Origin of the sequence: Desulfobulbus sp. (genome assembly GCF_030824455.1) — a bacterium.
Classification (GTDB): Bacteria; Desulfobacterota; Desulfobulbia; order Desulfobulbales; family Desulfobulbaceae; genus Desulfobulbus.
Genome location: NZ_JAVBXR010000034.1, coordinates 1 through 19,712 on the forward strand (window position 1 = coordinate 1; position 19,712 = coordinate 19,712).

General features: G+C 54.9%; 18 protein-coding genes. 8 read left to right on the forward strand and 10 right to left on the reverse strand.

Translation table 11 applies throughout. The features are described 5' to 3' along the window. A partial coding sequence (malQ, locus tag RCH93_RS06035) for a 4-alpha-glucanotransferase (protein ID WP_306547427.1) occupies positions 1–1,014 on the forward strand: 1,014 nt, incomplete at its 5' end. Between the two features lie 28 nt (positions 1,015–1,042). Here malQ and RCH93_RS06040 read toward each other — a convergent pair. Then, positions 1,043–1,321 (reverse strand): AF1514 family protein, encoded by a 279-nt coding sequence (locus RCH93_RS06040; protein WP_306547428.1) that lies wholly within the window; start codon positions 1,319–1,321, stop codon positions 1,043–1,045. Positions 1,322–1,476: 155 nt separating this feature from the next. Between RCH93_RS06040 and RCH93_RS06045 the strand changes: the two genes are divergently transcribed. Further along, a complete protein-coding gene (locus RCH93_RS06045; RefSeq protein WP_306547429.1) occupies positions 1,477–2,799 on the forward strand; it encodes a rhodanese-like domain-containing protein in 1,323 nt (440 codons plus the stop codon). A 104-nt stretch (positions 2,800–2,903) separates the two neighbouring features. Here RCH93_RS06045 and RCH93_RS06050 read toward each other — a convergent pair whose 3' ends face one another. Genes RCH93_RS06050 through purD form a run of 3 tightly spaced genes read right to left on the reverse strand, consistent with a single transcriptional unit; the run spans position 2,904 to position 5,646 of the window. After that, a complete protein-coding gene (locus tag RCH93_RS06050) occupies positions 2,904–3,227 on the reverse strand; it encodes an Hpt domain-containing protein (protein WP_306547430.1) in 324 nt (107 codons plus the stop codon). 20 nt (positions 3,228–3,247) lie between these two features. Continuing rightward, the gene (locus RCH93_RS06055) at positions 3,248–3,877 is read right to left on the reverse strand and encodes an L-threonylcarbamoyladenylate synthase (protein ID WP_306547431.1); all 630 of its coding nucleotides are present in this window, start codon (positions 3,875–3,877) and stop codon (positions 3,248–3,250) included. Then, positions 3,874–5,646 (reverse strand): phosphoribosylamine--glycine ligase, encoded by a 1,773-nt coding sequence (gene purD / locus RCH93_RS06060; protein WP_306547432.1) that lies wholly within the window; start codon positions 5,644–5,646, stop codon positions 3,874–3,876. Before purD ends, RCH93_RS06055 begins: the two co-directional genes overlap by 4 nt. A 232-nt stretch (positions 5,647–5,878) precedes the next feature. Here purD and RCH93_RS06065 point away from each other — a divergent pair, with 232 nt between their 5' ends. Continuing rightward, complete coding sequence (locus tag RCH93_RS06065) at positions 5,879–6,469, forward strand: TetR/AcrR family transcriptional regulator (protein ID WP_306547433.1); 591 nt, start codon at positions 5,879–5,881, stop codon at positions 6,467–6,469. A 121-nt stretch (positions 6,470–6,590) separates the two neighbouring features. On the opposite strand, the gene greA is transcribed toward RCH93_RS06065, so the two are convergent. The 3 genes from greA to RCH93_RS06080 all read right to left on the reverse strand — a co-directional run bounded on the left by greA (position 6,591) and on the right by RCH93_RS06080 (position 9,475). Further along, on the reverse strand, positions 6,591–7,076 hold the full coding sequence (gene greA / locus RCH93_RS06070) for a transcription elongation factor GreA (protein WP_306547469.1): 486 nt from the start codon (positions 7,074–7,076) through the stop codon (positions 6,591–6,593). 171 nt (positions 7,077–7,247) lie between these two features. After that, complete coding sequence (locus RCH93_RS06075; RefSeq protein WP_373693264.1) at positions 7,248–8,435, reverse strand: DegT/DnrJ/EryC1/StrS family aminotransferase; 1,188 nt, start codon at positions 8,433–8,435, stop codon at positions 7,248–7,250. A 53-nt stretch (positions 8,436–8,488) separates the two neighbouring features. After that, complete coding sequence (locus RCH93_RS06080; RefSeq protein ID WP_306547435.1) at positions 8,489–9,475, reverse strand: RNA polymerase sigma factor RpoD/SigA; 987 nt, start codon at positions 9,473–9,475, stop codon at positions 8,489–8,491. A gap of 207 nt (positions 9,476–9,682) precedes the next feature. Here RCH93_RS06080 and lepA point away from each other — a divergent pair, with 207 nt between their 5' ends. Beyond that, on the forward strand, positions 9,683–11,476 hold the full coding sequence (lepA, locus tag RCH93_RS06085) for a translation elongation factor 4 (protein WP_306547436.1): 1,794 nt from the start codon (positions 9,683–9,685) through the stop codon (positions 11,474–11,476). On the opposite strand, the gene yihA is transcribed toward lepA, so the two are convergent. The 3 genes from yihA to hisI are packed head-to-tail and all read right to left on the reverse strand — an operon-like array spanning position 11,460 to position 13,425. Further along, complete coding sequence (gene yihA / locus RCH93_RS06090) at positions 11,460–12,086, reverse strand: ribosome biogenesis GTP-binding protein YihA/YsxC (protein WP_306547437.1); 627 nt, start codon at positions 12,084–12,086, stop codon at positions 11,460–11,462. The two genes, lepA and yihA, sit on opposite strands and share 17 nt — an antisense overlap. A gap of 49 nt (positions 12,087–12,135) precedes the next feature. Then, positions 12,136–13,008, reverse strand: a complete 873-nt coding sequence (hisG, locus tag RCH93_RS06095; RefSeq protein WP_306547438.1) for an ATP phosphoribosyltransferase — start codon at positions 13,006–13,008, stop codon at positions 12,136–12,138. Positions 13,009–13,038: 30 nt separating this feature from the next. Continuing rightward, a complete protein-coding gene (hisI, locus tag RCH93_RS06100) occupies positions 13,039–13,425 on the reverse strand; it encodes a phosphoribosyl-AMP cyclohydrolase (protein ID WP_306547439.1) in 387 nt (128 codons plus the stop codon). Positions 13,426–13,705: 280 nt separating this feature from the next. Here hisI and RCH93_RS06105 point away from each other — a divergent pair, with 280 nt between their 5' ends. From RCH93_RS06105 to RCH93_RS06120, 4 genes are all read left to right on the forward strand, one after another. Continuing rightward, positions 13,706–14,146 (forward strand): peptidylprolyl isomerase, encoded by a 441-nt coding sequence (locus RCH93_RS06105; RefSeq protein WP_306547440.1) that lies wholly within the window; start codon positions 13,706–13,708, stop codon positions 14,144–14,146. A gap of 364 nt (positions 14,147–14,510) precedes the next feature. Then, the gene (locus RCH93_RS06110; protein WP_306547441.1) at positions 14,511–17,387 is read left to right on the forward strand and encodes a hybrid sensor histidine kinase/response regulator; all 2,877 of its coding nucleotides are present in this window, start codon (positions 14,511–14,513) and stop codon (positions 17,385–17,387) included. A 42-nt stretch (positions 17,388–17,429) separates the two neighbouring features. After that, complete coding sequence (locus RCH93_RS06115) at positions 17,430–19,148, forward strand: methyl-accepting chemotaxis protein (protein ID WP_306547442.1); 1,719 nt, start codon at positions 17,430–17,432, stop codon at positions 19,146–19,148. Between the two features lie 64 nt (positions 19,149–19,212). Continuing rightward, positions 19,213–19,692 carry a chemotaxis protein CheW gene (locus RCH93_RS06120; protein WP_306547443.1) on the forward strand — a complete coding sequence of 160 codons (480 nt, stop codon included), beginning with the start codon at positions 19,213–19,215 and terminating at the stop codon, positions 19,690–19,692. Positions 19,693–19,712: the final 20 nt, after the last annotated feature.

Here is a 19,712-nt window from a genome sequence, read left to right on the forward strand (position 1 = left end):
CGCGTCTTCGAGCAATTTGTGTTTTTCAGTCAATGGCGACGCCTGCGCGCCTACGCAAGCGATCACGGCGTCCGAATGATCGGCGATCTGCCGATCTATATCGCTCTCGACAGCGCCGACGCCTGGATCAACCAAGCAATTTTTCAATTGGACCCGGCAGGTAGCCAGCCCACCCACGTGGCCGGCGTTCCGCCTGATTATTTCAGCGTTACCGGTCAGCGCTGGGGCAATCCGCTGTATCGCTGGGACGCGACCGATCCGTGCGTGCGCAACCAATTATGGGATTGGTGGGAGCAACGGTTGCGACTCAATTTTTCGCTGGTCGACACCTTGCGGCTCGATCACTTTCGCGGCTTTGCATCTTACTGGGCTGTTCCGGCGAACGAGGCAACCGCAATTAACGGTCAATGGCGGCCCGGCCCAGGACAATCGTTTTTTGCGGAGATGGAACAGCGCCTGGGCGGCATGAGCATTATCGCCGAGGATCTCGGCATCATTACGCCCGAGGTTGACGAACTCCGCCGCAACCTCGGTTATCCGGGCATGAACATATTGCTGTTTGCCTTTGACGGCGATTCAACAAACAGTTATCTCCCGTACAATATAGAGAAAGACAGCGTTGTGTATACCGGAACCCACGACAACGACACCGCAGTGGGCTGGTACCTCAGTCCCGAGGTTGATCCGGCGGCCAAACGACGCGCCAAACGCTTTGCCAATCGTCAGGACGACGAGGCCGGCGTGTTTCACCAGGACATGATCCATCTTGCCTTGTCCTCGGCCGCGAATCTGGCCATTTTACCCATGCAGGACGTCCTCGGCTTTGGCAACGACTGCCGCATGAACACGCCGGGAACTGTCGCCAACAACTGGCAATGGCGGTGCGCCGAGCGTTTTGTCAACGCGGGTGTGGCCGAGTGGTTGGCCGATCTCACGGCCCTGTTTGGCCGCATCCCGCCTAGGGGCGAAAAGCCGAGCGAAAAACTGGCATGTTCCCTGGACAACGAGGGCTGATTGACCGACGTTTCCCTGAGCCTTTTGCTTAGCTGAAAATCAGCACAATCGCCTCGTTGTTCACCGCAATCCGTAGCCGGCCGCCATGGTTGCGCCCGTATATTTCCCATCCCGGCTCCCCTTTGATCTCGCAGTGCAGACATTGAGGCGAATGCACGTTGCGCAGGCTGTCGTTCCACGCCACCAGCGTTGTTTCCTCGTTGCCCCGCCGGGCGATCAACTCGCCGATCTGCCTCGCCAGGAGCAAATCCACTTCATCGCCGGCAATCTGCACGGCAATTTCTTTTAAGCCTGAGGATGTTGTCATGATCGCCTTTTTCGCTTGTCCCTGTCTTTTGAATGAGAATCTTTCTTCCTGTTTGCTCTTGCCTTGTCGCTTCGGTATACTGGCCTTGACGCAAGCGCAGATCATGCGCACACCTGGGAGGCCCAGCCGCCCGTAATTCACCAAGGAGGACTGCCGTGAACAAGAAAAAATTGCCGCTGCTCCCGCTTTGCCTGATGCTTGGCCTGTTGGCCGGCGGCTGTGCAGGACCCAAAGACGCCGAAGTCGCCAAGGAGCCTGTCGTCCAGCAGGAGACGCAGAAGTCTGAACAGCTAGTCTATGAAGGCGAAGTGGCCGGCGTCTCGGAACGGGCCAAAACGCTTTCCATCACCGTTGGCAAGGGTGACCAGGCTAAGGTGATGATGGTCAAGTTTGACGACAAAACCAAAGGCGTCAACCAGGCCGCCAAAGGGCGACCGGTTAAAATTACCTATGAAATGCGCGGCGTGGAAGCCTTCGCAACCGACGTGCAGTTGAAATTGGCCAAATTGCCTCCCGGCGTTACAGAAATTAAAACGGCTGAGCTGCAAAAGTTGATCAATGCAAACACCCCGATGTTTTTGGTCGACTCCCGTCCGCCGGCCCGATACGACCAGGCGCATCTGCCGGGCGCCCATTCCATTCCCCTGCCCATGCTGGAAAAAAAACAGGCCGCTGTGCTGCCTAAAGACAAGAACCTCATGCTGGTCTTTTATTGCGGCGGCATAACCTGCCCCTTGTCGCCGTCCTCGGCCGCCATCGCTCAAAAACTCGGCTACACGAATGTTCACGTCTACAATGAAGGCGAACCGGTTTGGTCCAAAGCTAATCTCCCCACCTATTCCACCGCCGAGTTTATCAAAAACGGCAATGTTGTGCTCATTGACATCCGGCCAAGCGAAAAGGCCATCGCTGGAAGGATAAAAGGCACCTACAGCGTGCCCTACGAGACGCTGAAGGATGAGCTTGACGACGTGCCCCGCAACGCCCCCATTGTCCTGTACGGCGACAAGGAAGTTCTGGACGCCGTGGTGGCGGTGCGCAACGAAGAGTTCAACTTTGTTTCGTTGGTCGAGGGCGGATACGACGGCTGGGTCAAGGCCGGCGGTGCAATCGAAAAGGGACCGATCTTCAACACCGAGATCAAATGGGTGAGGAAACTGGGCAAGGGCGAGGTGTCAGTGGCGGATTTCCGCAAAGCCGCGGCGGGAGAGGATAAAAACGCCGTCATCGTTGACGCCCGCACCAAGGAAGAAGTGGCCGAGTTGGGTATTTTCAAAAACACCATCAACATCCCGTTGGATGAAATCTCCGCGCGGATGAACGAGCTGCCTAAAAACAAAAAAATCTACGTGCATTGCTCCACCGGCGCACGGGCCGATATGGCCTACAACGAGTTGGTCAAACACGGCTTTGATGTTAAATTTCTTTTGCTGAACATCAAAGATGCGGAATGTGATTGCGAGATTATCAAACAGTGAAACACGCTTGCCGTTTGCCTGAGTGAGCAGCGTGTTTGAGAGCAACATTGGGGGCTGGTTCCCAGCCGGGCCGGCCCCCAATGTTTCGCGCCGTAGCCGCAATGTTACATATCTTTCAACTGACCGAGCAGATCAGCCATGATCAACAGTTTTTCCTGGGCAATCGTGATCGAATTCTGACGAGCGTCAGCCTCCATCTCCGCCGCCACTTGACGGACGCCTTCAATGCCCAAACTTGCGGCAGCGCCTTTCAAACTGTGCGCCGCGCGCACGACTCCAGCGGCATCGCCTGCGGCCACAGCTTGGCGCAGCAGCTCCAAGTCCGAGGTTGAAGAATCCTGAAACAACGTCAGCAATTCCTCCAGCAGTTCTTCATCACCCGCAGTTTGTTCCAATGCAAATGCTTTATTCCACTGCAAATCAGCCATACATGCCTCCGGCATCTTGTTTACGAGTTTAAAGAATCAACGCAGGCCTGCACCGCAGAAAAGGCTATCTTTCCTTCGCGCAGACAGGAAAGAGAGGCCCCGTGCAGCCGCACCAGGGTCGAACCACTGCCTCCCGGTGTTTGGCCGCCGTCAAGGATGAGGTCCACCGCGCCGGCAAAGATGCGCGCCACCTCGTCGGCAGTGACCGCCGGCGGATGACCTGAAAGATTGGCGCTTGTGGCGGTAATCGGGCCGCCAAAGGCGGCGAGCAACTGGTTCGCGGTTGGATGCGGCGAATGGCGAACGCCGACGGTTCCTGTGTTGCCGGTCAGCTGTTGCGGAAGGCAAGGACGGGCCGTGCAGACTAGGGTCAGCGGGCCAGGCCAAAAACACTGCATTAACCGCTCATATACCGCTGAAACATCAGCAGTCGTCTGCTGTAGTTGCTCGCGCCCCGAGACCAGCACCAAAATCGGCAGTTCCCGTGATCGTCTCTTGATCTCAAACAGCCGTTCCAGCGCTTGGGCGTTACAAGGGTCGACCGCCAAACCATAGTAGGTTTCCGTCGGAAAGGCCACCACGCGGCCGCCCCTCAAGAGCGCAGCCGCGTGGTGCAGGGTCTCCGTAGTGACGGGAACAGGCGGGTTCACATTGTCAAGGCTTGATTCTTTGCCGCCACCTGGGCCGCCATGTTCTTCGCGTGCTGTTCGAGCGCCTTGTGCAATGCCGCATCCTGGAGCGCCAGGATGCGAACCGCCAGCACTGCCGCGTTTTTCGCGCCAGCCTTGCCGATGCCCATGGTTGCGACCGGAATGCCTGGAGGCATCTGCACCGTAGACAACAAGGCGTCAAGACCATTAAGCGAGGAGGCGTCAAGGGGCACGCCAATCACCGGCAAGGTGGTGTGAGCCGCCAGCACGCCGGCCAAATGGGCCGCCATGCCCGCACCGGCAATGATGATGTGCAGGCCGCGGTCACGAGCAGTCTTGGCGTAGTTTGCCGCTTGTTCCGGCGTGCGATGGGCCGAGGAGATGGTCAACTCAAAACCAACGCCGACCGAGGCAAGAAAATCGGCGGCGGCCCGCATGACCGGCAGGTCTGAGTCGCTGCCCATAACAATGCCCACCAACGGTTTCGTTGGTGTACTCAGACGGGCCAGCGCCCGATGGCCGATGTCGCGACGGCAGTAGCACCCCGGCCATTGAATGACGTCGACCGCTTGGTAGGCGCGGTCAATGGCCTCCTTGATGGTCTCGCCTATGGCGGTCACACCGAGAACGCGCCCGCCGTTGGTCACAATTTGCCGCCCCTTGCGTGTCGTTCCGGCATGAAAAACTTCCACGCCTTCAATCTTGGCGGCCTGGGGCAGCCCGGTTATCGCCTTGCCAACCGTGTATTTGCCGGGATAACCTTCGGAGGCCAGGACGACACAGACCGTGGGCCGAGGATCCACCTCCAGGGTAACCCGATCCAAGGTCCCGTCGATGCAGGCGTTGAGAACTTCGACCAGATCGCTTTTCAGGCGCAGCAGCAACGGTTGGCATTCCGGATCGCCGAAGCGGCAATTGAATTCCAGCACGTTAATGCGGTCGCCGTCGATCATCAATCCGGCATACAGCATGCCTTTGTAGGGCCGCCCTTCCGCCGCCATGCCGCGCACTGTCGGCAGCATCACCTCGTCCATCACCCGTTGAGTCAAGGCGTCGGTCATGACCGGCGCCGGGGAATAGGCGCCCATGCCGCCGGTGTTGGGACCTTGGTCGCCGTCGAAAATCGCTTTGTGATCCTGCGACGAAGGGAGGGGTAAAACGGTCTGTCCATCGGTGAAGGCAATAAAAGACGCCTCTTCGCCTTTGAGAAATTCTTCAACCACCACCTGATTGCCGGCGGCGCCAAAGGCCTTGTCTTTCATTATCAAATCAATGGCCTGCTCGGCTTCGACAATGGTTTGGGCGATAATGACGCCCTTGCCGGCGGCCAGTCCGTCCGCTTTGATCACACAGGGCAATCCGACGGTCTTGATAAATTTCTTAGCGGCTCCCCGTTTGCCGAAAGCGCCGTATCGAGCGCTAGGGATCCGATATTTCTCCAGAAAATCTTTGGTAAAAACCTTGCTGCCTTCAAGCACCGCCCCCTTACTGTCCGGACCGAAAATCCGCAGACCGTTTTGCTGAAACAGATCGACAATGCCATTGGTCAAGGGATCTTCAGGGCCAACAATGGTCAGATCAATTTTTTCCTTGAGCGCGAAGGCGAGCAGACCGGCAATATCGCCGGCGGCAATGTCCACACACTCTGCCATTGCCTGGATTCCCGCGTTGCCTGGAGCACAGAAAAGAGCCGTAACCGCTTTTGATTGCGAGAGTTTCCAGACAAGCGCATGTTCACGGCCGCCGCTTCCAATTACCAAAACTTTCATAGAACCAACCTCCACCCCAGAAAAAATGAATTTCCGCCCAATCGATTTAACCCGCTCTTTCTAATAAATAATCTTCAGTCTCGTCCAGCAAAATCATAAATACATTGTCCCTCTTTCTTTGCAATCTGCCGGGAAACCGGCATTTTTCTTGACATCCCTCCCAAAAAGCTGGTACGATTCGGAATGAGGACTCATTCATTTTTCACGGCAATTGCCTGTTAAACCATATTAAATGAAATCACCAGACAAGCATCGTAAGATAATACGTGCTGCCACCAAAGTTTTTGCCAAAAAGGGCTTCTTCAATGCCCGGATTTCCGACATTGCCAAGGAAGCCAAGGTGGCGGATGGCACCATCTATCTCTATTTTAATAATAAATTCGACATTCTTCTTTCCGTTTTCGAGCAGGAAATCGGTAAACTGATTGATCAGGTCAACCTTCTGTTGGAGAAAGAGGAAAATCCCAAGGTTAAATTGGAGATCTTTATCACCAATCACCTGGAAGAGATGAAGAAAAATCGGTACCTTGCCGAAGTTATCCACATAGAATTACGGCAAACCAGCAAGCTCATTCGCGAGTACCGAAAGAACACCTTCAACGAATACCTTGCAATCATTGCCGCGATTATTGAGCAGGGACAAGAGGCGGGGGTTTTTCAAAAAGAAATTAAAGCGGACATCGCCAAACAAATTATTTTTGGCGCTTTGGATGAAATTTCAAGGTGTTGGCATATTGGCAACGATTGCCCGTACACCACCGAAGAAGTACGTCTGCAAATCATCTCCCTCTTCCAGGCCGGATTGCTTACGCCTTCGGCCTGAACATCCGCCTCCCCGGTTTTTTCCGAACAGGAAATCCCTGTTCGGATTCTGCCGCCTGCAAAAAAAAATTCGCTTGGCGCAATGTTGAATAGGGCGCATACACGGCGGCGGGACCGCGCATTCATTTTGTGGTAGGAGCCGCGATGTCAATGACCTCGAATTCCCGCATCCCGCCAGGCGTCTTGGTGACGACCTCGTCGCCGATTTCTTTGCCAAGCAAAGCCCTGCCCAAAGGCGCGAGAACGGAAATCGAGCCTTTTTTTACGTCAGACTCTTCCGGCCCGAGCAGTTGATACGTAACCTCCACTTCGGTTGTCAGATCCATCAGGGTGACGACAGTGCCAAAGACCGCGCGTCGGGTGGAGACCTTCGAACAGTCGATGATTTCCGCCCGCCCGAGCTTGTCTTTCAATTCCAGAATCCTTCCCTCGACGAGGCTCTGCCGTTCTTTCGCGGCGTGATATTCGGCGTTTTCACTCAAATCGCCGTGCGCCCGCGCCACCTCGATCGCCTTGACAATATCGGGCCGTTCTACCCGCTCAAGCCGTTCCAGCTCTTCACGAAGTTTCCGATTGCCTGCCAAGGACATCGGGATACGTACAACCATGTTCACTCCTCCTGATGTTTTTTGCTTTTTATTAGCACACTGTAATAAGGAGAAAGCGTTGAGCCGGGCTCAACGCTTTCGTTGTTGCATCATGCGTGGTCAAATTTACGACAATGTTTCCATTGCAAGATTCGCAGCTACAGACGGAAACGGCGTTCGTACGTGCTGCACTCAGCCTGCATGATAAAATCGTTTTATCGTCTCAACCACATAGGCCAGCTGCTCATAGGTCAGTTCCGGATAGATGGGCAAGGCCAGCGAATTGGCGGCGGCTTGCTCCGCTACCGGAAACGCCTGCGATTTGTACGCCCCGGATTGCAGACATTCCTGCTGGTGAAGGCAAAGAGGATAATAAATTTCACAACCGATGGATTGCTCCTGCAGGAACTGCCGTAAAGCGTCGCGCTGGGGCACATGGATGACAAACTGGTTGTAGATGTGATGATTGTGCTGCTCGGCCCCTGTGATGTTCACATAAATTGCCGAAGGCAGCGTGACCGGGGAACCTGTCAATCCGGCGTCCTGAAACAGTTGCCGATAATGGGCTGCATTTTGCCGACGTCCAGCATGCCAATTTTCCAAGTGCTCAAGCTTGATGGCCAAGACGACAGCCTGGATGGGATCCAGACGAAAATTGCCGCCTACCCGCGAGTGATAATATTTGGGTTCCGCGCCATGATTGCGGTTGGATTTGAGAATGTCGGCAAACCCTTTGTCCGAGGTGGTGACCATGCCGCCGTCGCCGATACCGCCTAGGTTTTTGCTGGGGAAAAAGGAAAAACAGCCGCAAAGGCCCATGCTGCCGGCGCGCCGCCAAGTAACAGTGCCGTCTTCCTCGTATGGAAATTCGGCGCCAATGGCCTGGGCGGCGTCTTCAATCACCGGCACGCCATACTCTGCCGAAAGGGCCATGATGCGCTGCATGTCGGCGCATTGTCCATAGAGATGCACTGGAATCATGGCTTTAATCCGGCCGCCGGCCTTGCGGTCGGCTTCCAGGACCTCGGCCGCATGCTGCGGATCCATGTTCAGGCTCTCGGGCTCAACGTCAACAAACACCGGCTGGGCGCCAACCCGAAGCACCGTGCCCATGGTGGCGAAAAAGGTGTAAGGCGTGGTCAGCACGAGATCGCCAGCGCCGACATTCAACGACATCAATGACGCCAACAGGGCGTCTGTTCCCGAAGACACGCCAACGCCAAAGGCGGCGCCGCAGTAACGGGCAATTTTTTCTTCGAGGTCAGTGACTTCACGTCCCAGGATGTATCCGGTGGAGTCGATGACGCGGGTAACCGCTTCGATGATCTGTGGGCGTAACGGGGCTAACTGCGGTTTTAAATCAAGCAAGGGTACGTTCATTGGGGCAATTCAGAATAGAAGAGTAGGGAGTGACGTTGAAAAGAGCGAGGCGGTCAGGAGAACTGATCTGTCGGTCCAGCGGCAAGGATTACGCCGTCGCCGCTGAGAAAATCCTGGATGTCAGGCATTTCTTTTTCGAACTGTTTTCGTAATTTTTTTAGTAAATTGGCTTCAATCTGCCGAACTCGTTCCCGGGAAATGTTGAATTCATCGGCAATGGTTTGCAGAGTTTTGGGTTCATCGCTGAGCAGGCGGGTGTTGAGGATGACCTGCTCCTTCTCGTTGAGGCGGGTGCTGAGTTCCGCGAGGATTGTGGCCAACCGCTCGCGCATTTCCTGGCTGGCGACCATTTCTTCGATCCCCGGACCATCATGGGGAAGGAAATTTTTCTGCTCGTCCTCGGAGTCGCTGCGGACCGGAGCCTCGAGAGAGACGTCCCAGTTGTCCATGCGCTGGCTCATCTCAATGACTTCGCTTTCCTTGACGTTAAGACGCTCCGCAAGCAATTTGACTTCCGGTTTGAACCCCTGCGACTCAAGGAGTTTCTTTTCCTTGTTCAAACTAAAAAACAGTTTGCGCTGGGCCTGGGTGGTGCCGATTTTAACCAGCCGCCAGTTGTCCATGATGAATTTGAGGATGTAGGCGCGGATCCAGTATGCTGCGTAGTAGGAGAACTTCACCCCCCGATAGGGGTCAAATTTCTTGGTTGCCTGAACTAGGCCGACATTGCCTTCCTGGATCAAATCCATGAAATTCTGCATCCAGTATTTCTGGAAATCCATCGCCACCTTGACCACCAAACGTAGGTTGGACGAAACCAGGCGATAGGCGGCGTCCGGGTCGCCGGTTTCCTGAAACCGCACTGCCAACTCCTCAGTTTCCTCGCGGCTCAACAATTCGTACTGGCTAATTTCCTGGAGATAGCGATGGAGGGCTGGATTACTCAGCGCCGGCAGATTCTCGTCGCTGCTGGTCAGCATCAAGGCGTGCTGCGGCGGTTCATCCTGATCCACACTGTCGATTTCGCTCTGATCTCTCATTAATCTCTGGTATATCGTTGGAAAACATAACCCTGCAAGGAGATAACTCACATGCAGGGCTCATATAAAAATTCTACCCGAAAAATTGAAAAAAAACACTTTAATATGACAGGAAGGGGTTGAAGAGTTTTTTTTTCGGCCAATCTATGCTAAGAATGCCCCTCTTTGTCGTTGCCGTTTTCCCTTTATTCCTCTTTTTCGTTCCCTATGAATAAAATTAGAAATTTCAGCATAATAGCACATATTGACCATGGCAAGTCAACCTTGGCCGACCGGATGATCCAGCACTGCGACATGGTCACTGATCGCGAATTCAAGGACCAGCTCCTCGACAGCATGGACATCGAGCGGGAACGGGGCATTACCATCAAATCCCAGACCATCTGTCTGCCCTTTCTGGCCGACGACGGCATAACCTACACCCTTAACCTGGTGGACACGCCCGGCCATGTGGATTTCAGCTACGAGGTGTCCCGCGCTCTGTCGTCCTGCGAGGGCGCCCTCCTGCTCATCGATGCGGCCCAGGGCATTGAGGCGCAGACATTGGCCAACCTCTACCTGGCGATGGAAAACAACCTGGAAATCATTCCGGTGATCAACAAAATCGACCTGCCCGCCGCAGAGCCGGAAAAGGTGGCGGCGCAAATCGAGGAAGATTTGGGACTCGACGGGGAGACCGTGCAAATGTGTTCGGCCAAAACCGGCCAAGGGGTCAAGGAACTGCTCAACGCCATTACCCGCCTGTTGCCTCCCCCCACAGGCAATCCAAACGTACCGCTTGAAGCGCTCATCTTTGACGCCAATTATGACCCCTATCGCGGCACGGTCATTTCGGTGCGCATTGTCAACGGCACAGTGAAAACCGGCGACCAAATCATGTTCATGTCCAACGGCGCCGATTACCGGGTGGAGGAACTGGGCATTTTTCGTCTGCGCCGCGAAGCAAGAGGGCAACTCTCCGCCGGCGAGGTCGGCTACATCATCGCCGGCGTCAAAACCGTCTCCGACACCCGGCCCGGCGACACCATCACGCTGAAAGATGCCCCCTGCCCTACCGCCTTGCCTGGCTTCAAGGAGGTGCAGCAGGTGGTGTTTTCCTCGCTCTACCCTATTGCCACCGACGATTACGAGGATTTGGCCAGCGCCCTGGAAAAACTCAAACTCAACGACGCGGCCCTTACCTTTCAAAAGGACTCCTCAGCCGCTCTGGGCTTTGGATTCCGCTGCGGCTTTCTGGGATTGCTGCACCTGGAAGTGGTGCAAGAGCGGCTGGAGCGGGAATTCGACATTTCCCTCATCCTGACCGTGCCCACAGTCAAATACATTTTCTACCTACAGAACAAAACCGTGGTCGAGATCGACAACCCCTCGTACTTTCCGGATCCGGGTTCCATCGTCCGCATTGAGGAACCCTTTATCAAGTCCACCATTCATATCCCCGAGCGGTACATGGGCGTGGTCATGACCCTGTGCATGGAACGGCGCGGCGAAAACACCAAATACCATTATCCCATGCCCGGCCGGATCGAATTCATCTGCGAACTGCCCCTGGCCGAGGTGATCTACGATTTTTACGACCGGTTGAAATCAGTCACCCAAGGATACGGCTCTTTTGATTACGAACTGATGGACTACCGTCCCAGCGATCTGGTCAAACTCGACATCCTGGTCAACGGCGAACAGGTCGACGCCCTGTCTCAGCTTACCCATCGGGTCAAGGCCCGAGAACGCGGGTTAAACGCCTGCGAACGACTCAAGGAAGAGATCCCCCGCCAGATGTTCAAGATTGCCATTCAAGCGGCCATCGGCGGCAACGTCATTGCCCGGGAGACCATTTCCGCCCTGCGCAAGGATGTTACGGCAAAATGTTACGGCGGTGATATATCCAGAAAGCGGAAATTGCTCGAAAAACAGAAGGAAGGGAAAAAGCGGATGAAAACCGTGGGCAACGTTGACATTCCGCAACGCGCCTTTTTGGCGGTGCTTAAATCGGATCAGTAAGCGGCGGTTCAACCGGGGAAATCGTGACGGCCTCGGCGCAGGCGGCAACGCGGCTGCGCAGGCTGTCCAGCCCCAGGCCGGTGCGGGCGGAAAACACGATCCGCTCGTCTGGGGTAAGGGTCAGTCCGGCATCCAGGGCGGCGGCGTGTTTAAACTGGTTGTTGCGGCTGAGCTTATCCGCCTTGGTGTACACCGGGAGAAACGGTTTGTTGAGATAACGGAGCCAGTCGATCAGTTCCCGATCAAGGCTTTTGAGTTCATGGCGCAGGTCAATAATCACAATCACACAGGCAAGGGTTGACCGATTTTCCACATACTCGGTGATTAACCCCTTCCAACTCTTGCGGATCTCTTGGGAAACCTGGGCAAAACCGTATCCTGGCAAATCGACCAGGTAAAGCGCTTCATCAACCAAAAAATAGTTGAGACTCTGGGTTTTGCCCGGTTTGGAACTGGTTTTGACCATATTGGTCCGGTCCACCAGTCGATTGATCAGGCTTGATTTACCGACATTGGAACGACCGGCAAAGGCCACGTCCGGGCATACCGGATCGGGCAATTGCCGGATGGCGTGGGCGGAGAGGAGAAACTGCACTTTCCTGAAATCCATACCTTTCTCCTCTCTCGCCTTGTTGTTTGTCAACAGCTTGCGCCGCCGCTCAGATAACTTTGTTGAGCGAATACTCGATAATGCCTTCAGCCCCGTTTTTCTTCAGCTTGGGAACGAGATCGCGCACCTGGTGCTGGGAGATAACCGTTTCCACCGAAAACCACTCTTGCTTATAGAGTTGGGCCACGGTTGGGGCATGGAGACTGGGCAGCATGCCGATCACCGCATCCAGTCGCTCCTGGGAGACGTTCATTTTCAAGCCAACGATGCGGTCGGCCCGCAATGCGCCCTGCAACAGCATGGCGATGTTTTCAATTTTTTCCCGTTTCCAGGGATCGGCCAGCGCTTCCTTGCTGGCGATCAGCTGGGTGTTGGACTGCATCATCTCGTGGATCACCCGCAGGCCGTGGGCGCGAATGGTGGATTCGGTTTCGGTCACCTCAACGATGGCGTCGGCCAGCCCTGAAACCGCTTTGGCCTCGGTGGCGCCCCAGGAAAACGAGATGTCAACCTTGAGTCCGCGTTGTTCAAAAAACTTGCGGGTGACGTTGACCAGTTCGGTGGCAATGCGTTTGCCGTCCAGCTGCTCAACCCGGGTGATGTTGGAATCGCCGGGAACCGCGATGACCCAGCGGGTCGGCTTCTTGCTCACCTTGGAATACACCAGATCGGCGACAACCTCCACGTCCGACTCGTTCTCCAGGGTCCAGTCCTTGCCGGTAATGCCGGCGTCCAGCATGCCTGTCTCCACATAGCGCGACATTTCCTGCGGCCGGCAAATGGAGCAGGACAGTTCAGGATCGTCAACCTCGGGGAAATAGTTGCGCGAAGCAAGTTTAATCCGCCAGCCCGATTTCTCGAACAGGGCGATGGTGGCGTCTTCCAAACTGCCTTTGGGAATACCCAATTTCAATACATTCATTATGTTACCTTAAAAATAGCTTTTTCTGCTTTATTTTGCGCCATAAACCGCAGTAGGGTCAAAAACCCGTTCCTGCTCGTGCACGGTCAAGGCGTCTCCCGTCACTTTCCGATAAAAGCAGCTGCGATACCCTGTATGGCAGGCTGCTCCGCCCAACTGTTCCACTTTATACAGCACCGTGTCCTGATCGCAATCGACCAAGATTTCCTTGATCAGCTGCACATGCCCCGATGTTTCCCCTTTGAGCCACAGGCTGTTGCGCGAGCGACTCCAATAATGGGCCTTGCCGGTTTCCAGTGTTTTTTCCCAGGCAAGTTGATTGATGTACGCAAGCATCAACACCTCGCCTGTCCGATAATCCTGCACCACAGCAGGCAACAGGCCGTTTGTATCCTTGGCAAAAGCGAGTTCTATCATAGTCGTTGTTCAATGAAATGGTGGCGATCCGTCTGACGGATGGTGATGTGTTCCGGGCGGCCCAGGAGCGGCAAGCTGCGCGGAGGTCGACAAGTTGCGGCCGAAGACGGACTCCACGTTAATGATTTGCTTCGGCTTCTATGGGGATAGCACATTTATGCCTTCATCGCCACTTTGTCAAGTCTTCCGTCTGCAGAAAGCAGGCCCTTGTCAAGTGGCGGCTCTCCGTGTATAATCACCGTCATTTTACCAATTCCCCTTTTACCAGAGGTCGATCTTTATGCATTCTGTTCAGCTTTTCGATACTGTTTCAGTTAGTTACACCGCAGCCCTTCCTTCGGGAGAAGTTATCGAAAACGTTCCAGAAGATAAGCCAATCACCCTGACCATCGGGGCCGGCCGCATCCTCAAGGCAGTCGAAGCGTCCCTAATGGGGGTCGAAGTCGGCCAAACCCGCACAGTTCACATCCAACCGGAAGACGCTTACGGCCCCTACTACAAATCTTTGGTGCATGAAATTGCGCGCGCCACATTTGCCGGCCGCATAGATCCCAAACCCGGCATGATCCTTTCCTTGGCAGTTGAAAAAGACGGCGTCCAGCAGCAGGTTCCTGCCACAGTGTTGGCGGCAGGCAAGGAATCCGTTACCATTGACTACAATCATCCTTTAGCCGGCAGACCCATCACCTATGAGGTCAAGGTTCACGCCATCGGCAAATAATCTTCTCCTTTGTTTTTGATCGCCCTTGTTCGTCAAGCACGCCGCGCATTGGCGTCATATCACCACAACCGAGTCTCGAAAACCTGGAGTTCCGTTTTCTCCCTGGATTAACGCTCTTCTCGGCCTCTTGTTCCTCATCGCATTTTTTCCTCGCGTAGGCCGTCGCCATTGAGCAGAAACTCAATGGTTCCCAATAACAATCGGCCTTGGAAAAAAATCTGTACAATCACCGCTGGACACGTACAATACTTGTAAGATTGCGGCCTCCAAGGGATTTGCCTGTATAAAGCGTGCAGCGTCAACCCCGTAAAGCCGAAATCCTGACCGTCGAACACGCCACCATCTTATTGAGGGAGAACCGTTTATGTCTATCGAAGATGACGAAATATTGCAGGGTTTTATAGAAGAATCGCTTGAGCATCTGGCAGATATCGAAAACGATCTCCTCGCGATTGAAGAAGGGGGGGCCGATATCGACGTTGAACTGGTGAACAAGGTGTTTCGTGCGGCGCATTCCATCAAGGGCGGCGCAGGATTCATGGGATTGACGGTGATCCAGGATCTGGCGCATGCTGCGGAAAACGTTCTTGGTTTGATCCGCAGCTGTAAGCTGGTTCCCAACCCCGACATCGTCAACGTGCTCTTGCTGGCTGCCGACGAACTGCAGCATTTGATCGAGGATGTCGGCAACAGCAACAGTGTCGATATTACCAAACACACAACCGTGCTCAATCTCATCTATGAAGGCGGCGAAGCGCCGGCAAGCGCTCCTAGGCCAGAGCGGGCGGTTGCCGCTGCTTTGCCTGCTGCGCCCGAACCCGTGCCGGAACCCGAGAGGGAACCTGAGGCCGCTCCGGAGATTGAAGACGAGGTCATTGAGGAAATGACGGCGGAATCCGAAGAAGAAACCGGCGACGACCACGATATAGACTTGGCAGGAGCCGTTGCGGCCGAAAACGCGAGCGGCGCGCGGATGCGCAAAACCGCGCCGAGCATGCAAAAAACCGACACCAGCATTCGGGTCACGGTCAGCCTGCTTGATCAATTGATGAATCTTGCCGGCGAGTTGGTGCTGTCGCGCAACCAGTTGCTGCAGACCATCACCTCCGGCGACATTCGCAACGCGGAAGCCGTTGGCCAGCGCATTGATCTGGTGACCTCCGAACTGCAGGAGGCCATCATGCTCACCCGGATGCAGCCCATTGGCAACGTCTTTAACAAGTTCCCCAGGGTTGTGCGCGATCTGTCGAAAAAATTGGGCAAACAGATCGATTTGACCATTGTCGGCAAGGATGTTGAACTCGACAAAACGATCATCGAATCAATCAACGACCCCTTGACCCACCTGGTGCGCAATTCAGTGGACCACGGCGTCGAATCCCCGGAAGACCGGATCAAAAAAGGCAAGGACGCCCGTGGCCTGATCGTTCTCAAGGCCTACCACGCCGCCGGTCAGGTGGTGATCGAGATCAGCGACGACGGCAAGGGGCTTGACGGCGACATGCTTGCTGAGGCGGCGGTGAAAAAGGGATTGATCACCTCGGATCAGGCCAAAGTCATGTCTGAAAAAGAACGGATCAATCTCATCCTCCTGCCCGGATTTTCCACCGCCAAAAAGGTGACCGACGTCTCGGGTCGCGGCGTTGGCATGGATGTGGTTAAAACCAATTTGGACCAGTTGGGCGGTTCGATCGAGATTGAATCCGAGGTCGGCAAAGGCTCGACCATCAGCATTAAACTGCCCCTGACGCTTGCAATTATTCCCTGCCAGATCGTCATGACCGGCGGCGAACGGTACGCCATTCCCCAAGTCAATCTGGAAGAATTGCTGCGCATTCCCGCCTCCAAAGTCAAAGAGCGGGTTGAGCGGGTTGGCGACGCAGAGGTGGTCCGTTTGCGCGGCAACCTGCTGCCCCTGATCCGGATGGCCGAGGTTTTTGAAATCGATCCAACCTATTACGATCCAGTCCAGGACGAAATCAAACCAGATCGCCGCCGCAACATCGCCGACCGCAGATCCAAGGCCACCCCGCTGTTCAAAGAAGAAGACGCGCCGCCTCCGGTTCCGCGAAGCAGCGAGCAGGAACTCAAGAGAAAGGCAAACGAACGACGGCAAAGCGCCTCAAGCGCCCTCAACATCGTCGTCGTCTCCACCGGCGCCATGAAGTATGGCCTTATAGTCGACCGGTTGCACGACTCCGAGGAGATCGTTATCAAACCGCTGGGGAGGCATTTGCAGCAATGCCAGGGTTATGCCGGGGCCACCATTATGGGCGACGGCCGCATCGCCTTGATTCTCGACGTCTCCAACATCGCCCGGATGGCTGGCTTGACCTCCCTGGACGGTTCCGAACGGGCCGCTGAACTGGCTGAAGCCGCCAAAGAAGCCATTACCAAAACCCGCGACAAACAGGCCCTGCTCACCTTCTCCAGTTCGGCGATGGAACAATTTGGCGTGCCGCTCAATCAGGTGGAACGAGTGGAGAAAATCAAACGGCACGACATCGAAGAAATCGGCGGACGGCGGGTCATGCAGTACCGAGGCGGCAGCCTGCCGCTGATCAGCATCGACGAAGTGGCGTCGGTTATGCCGTTGGACGACCGAGAAGATCTGCTGGTGATCGTTTTCCATCTTGCAGGCAAGGATGTTGGCCTGCTGGCCATCGGTCCAATTGACGCCATCGAGATTTCGGCCGACATTGACGACGTCACGCTCAAGCAACCCGGCATCATGGGGTCGGCGATCATTGGCAGCAGAACCACAATGCTGGTCAACATTTTCGAAATTATGCAGATCTCCAACCCGCAATGGTTTGAAGATCACGCCGCCTATGCGGAAATTGCAGTCGACGAGGCCCAGGCCCCGACCATTCTTATTGTCGAGGATTCCAACTTTTTCCGCAACCAGGTGAAAGGGTACATGGAAGAGGCTGGATTTAATGTTCTGGAGGGGGAAGACGGCCGAGTGGCCTGGAGCGTCCTTGAAGAGCAAGGCGACATCGTCACCATGGTGGTGACCGACATCGAGATGCCCAATATGGACGGCTTTGCCTTAACGGAAAAAATCAAAGGCGATAAAAGATTCCGGCATTTGCCGGTCATTGCGCTGACCACCTTGGCGGCAGAGGAAGACATTGCTCGGGGCAAGGCGGTGGGTGTGGATGAATACCATATCAAGCTGGACAAAGAACGGTTGATGGAAAGCGTGCATCGTTACGCCAAAGCAGCCATGGCAGCGTAAGACATATACTTTTCGCGTGGCACAAGGAAACAAACAAAAAGAATGAAACTGTCCAGCATCAGCATTCAATGGAAAATTCTTGCCCTGGCCCTGCTGGGCCCGGCGGTTATTGCCCTGATTCTCACCTGGCAACGCATAAACGACATCCGTTCCGGCACAGAAGAGGCCATTATCTCGAAAAGTGCGGGCATTGTAATGATGGCCGAGGCGACGCGCGACGAGATGGCCAAAAAACTGCAACGCGGCGTGATTAAACCCTTTGATCAATTAACTGGGGACAACATCATGGAGGCGGTGCCGGTCATCACCGCCATTGATGTTGCCGCCTCCAAGGCACAGGAGGCGGGATACACGTTTCGCGTTCCTAAAATGGCGCCGAGAAACCCCAAAAACACCCCGACGGATCTTGAGAAAGAGGTTCTGATTGAGTTTGAACGCAGCAATCTGACCGAAAAAATCGTTGTTGAAGAAAACCAGATTCGCTACTTCAGACCGATTCGGCTCACCAGCGAATGCCTGTATTGTCATGGCGATCCGGTGGGCGGCAAAGACGTTACCGGAGGAGTCAAGGAAGGTTGGCGCGAAGGCGAGGTGCATGGGGCGTTTGAGATTATCAGTTCCCTGGAAGGCGCCCACAAGGCCGTCGCCAAGGCTCGCTGGCACGTTATCTGGTCGTCGGCGGCAATCATTTCCGTCATTGCCGCACTCTGCGTATATATGATCCAATCCGGGATCATGAAACCTTTGCGAGAGGTCAACAGCTTTATAGATCGCATTGCAAGCGGCGATCTGCGGGGCAAACTGGCGGCCAGAACCGATGACGAGATCGGCCAAATGGTCGCCAGGCTCAGCGTCATGGTCGGCAAGCTTAATGTCATGATGAAAGACATTGGCGCTGCCAGCGACACCCTATTGGACTCTTCAAGCATGTTAGGGAACTCGGCAGATGCATTTTCCTGCAGCGCTGAAACCACTTTTTCCAGAACCATTTCCGTTGCCGAATCTGCGGAAGACATGAGTTCCAATATGTCAACCGTGGCCGCTGCCACCGAACAGGCGGCCACCAATATCGCTTTGGTGGCCACAGCCACCGACGAGATGACGTCGACCATTAACGAGATTGTCAAGTCAACGGAAAAGGCCCAGGAAATCACCAAATCTGCGGTTCGGGAAGCAGGTTCGGCTTCCGAAAAAGTCGACGAACTGGGTCGGGCGGCGGTGGAAATTGGCAAAGTGACCGAGGCAATCACCGAAATTTCGGAACAAACCAATCTTCTGGCGCTTAACGCCACAATCGAAGCCGCCCGCGCCGGCGAAGCCGGTAAGGGATTTGCTGTTGTCGCCAACGAAATCAAGGAACTGGCAAAGCAGACAGCCGGGGCAACCGGTGAGATTAAAAATAAAATCGAGTCGATTCAGGGATCTACGCAGGAGACAGTCAAGCAGATCCAGCAAATCACCCAGGTCATTAACGAAGTGAACGCCATTGTGACGTCCATCGTCGCTGCGGTTGAGGAGCAGTCGGCCACCACCGGCGAGATAGCAACCAATATCAGTCAAGCATCCATTGGCATCAAAGAAGTTACCCAAAGCGTCGCGCAAGTTTCGACTGTTTCAAGCAATGTGGCCCAAGATATTGCGGAGGTCAGTCAATCCGCCGATTTGATCTTCCAAGGAAGCGCCAACCTCAAGACCAGCGCTGTCGACCTGACCCGCATGGCCGAGCAACTCAAAGGGCTGGTGCGGCACTTCAAGGTGTGACACGCCGCGCCAATCCGTTAACAGAATTTGAACCTCTTCCATAAAAGCACGATGGAGTTGAACAATGGCTGAGCAAAGCAAGCTGACCAAAAACATCATTGAACTGGCAACCTTCTACGTTGGCCACGCCCTGTGCGGCATGGACATCCTTAAGGTTCAGGAAATCAATAAACTCATGGAGATGACCAAGGTGCCCCAGGCTCCGGACTATATGGTCGGCATTCTCAACCTGCGCGGGCAGATTGTCACCATTATTGATCTTGGCCAGAAGCTTGGCCTAGGTAATGTGGAAATCAGCAACGAATCGCGCAACATCATCATCAACGCCCCCGGCGAGCATGTCGGCCTGCTGGTCAGCCGCATCAGCGACGTGGTTATGGCCGACCCGGACCGGATCGAACCTGCGCCCGCCAACATGAGCGGCATCCAGGGGTCTTTTTTCACCGGCGTTTATAAAACCGAGAACAAACTGATCGGCATCCTCGACATCAAAGAGGTGTTGCGGATTGAATCCGACAACCTGAATCGCGGACTTGAACGGTAATTGCTGATATAAGGCCGTTT